1 protein-coding gene is annotated in these 1,185 nt (G+C 56.4%); it reads right to left on the minus strand.

The genetic code is table 11. The features are described 5' to 3' along the window. Positions 1 to 1,169 (minus strand): IS30 family transposase (locus tag QZ305_RS11730; protein WP_294732184.1); only part of this gene is annotated, 1,169 nt, incomplete at its 3' end. Positions 1,170 to 1,185: the final 16 nt, after the last annotated feature.

Consider the following 1,185-nt stretch of genomic DNA (forward strand, 5'->3'; position numbering starts at 1 on the left):
GCCAAAACTTCCTGCATCGCCTCGGAAGGAAACTTCCAATCTAGAACTTTCCTCGGGCGATTATTGAGTTGCCATTGAGCTTTGTCCACTTCCTCGTCTGAGACCTTCGTGAAATCCGTCTTCTTCGGGAAGAATTCCCGGATAAGTCCGTTCATGTTCTCGTTAGTGGGTCGCTGCCAAGGGGAATGCGGGTCGCAGAAATACACCTCGAAGCCTGATGCGAGTTTGAACTTCTCCACGCACGCCATCTCTGATCCCTGGTCCCATGTGAGCGTGCGCCTGAGCTCTCTTGGGATCCCTTCCACCATTTGCGCCATACGCTCTGCGACCGTGTCTGCATCATGGCAGGTGAGCCTCGACATCAAAAGGAAGCGCGAGCGCCTCTCCACAAGGGTGATAAGGCAGCTTGAAAGGTCGCCTCCGATGATCAGGTCGCCTTCCCAATGTCCGGGGATGGAGCGATCATCGGCCTCGGGGGGCCTTTTGGATATGTGGGCGTCCTTAAGCCAAGGCCTGTTCTTGCAAGGGAGCTTGGATGTCGGCTTGCGTCCGTGTCGCTTGGTACGCAAGGAGCACTCGATGCCGAGCTCGTGGCGCAGGGTCCCATAGCCTTGGACGTAGAGAGACTGATATATCGCTTCGTGGCTTATGCGCATCCCTCCATCATCCGGAAAGTCCTTCTCGATCCTCTTGGAGATCTGCTCGGGCGACCATCTGCTTGCAAGCATCTGCAGCACGTAGGCCCTAAGGGGGCCTTTGGCATCGAGCTTGCGGGGTTTGGGTCTTTTTGCTTTTGTCTTCGCATCCAGCTGGGCGCGCCTTGGATCGTAGGGTTCCTGCGTCCGCGTGAGCTCGCGGGCGACGGTCGTCCTGCTGATGCCCATTCTAGCAGCAATCTCTTGCTTGGTGCGTCCGACATCGAGAAGGGCTGCGATAAAACAGCGATCTTCGTATGTGAGGCGCTGCTTGGGCGAGGTCCGCGCACACGGAATCGGGTTGTCTGGGATGTCCATCGTAAGCACCATCCGATCCGGAGGGCGATCCATGTGGCTCCACTTTAAAACAGCTCCTCGGTCGACTCCAGTGCTTTTTGCGCATTCCCTTATCGAGTCTCCCAGTCGAAGCCTCTCTTTGACCGCCGTCCAATCATCTATGGAATATCTAGACATTGCACCACATCCTTCC

The sequence above is a fragment of the uncultured Faecalibaculum sp. genome (assembly GCF_910588395.1).
Lineage (GTDB): Bacteria > Bacillota_I > Bacilli_A > Erysipelotrichales > Erysipelotrichaceae > Faecalibaculum.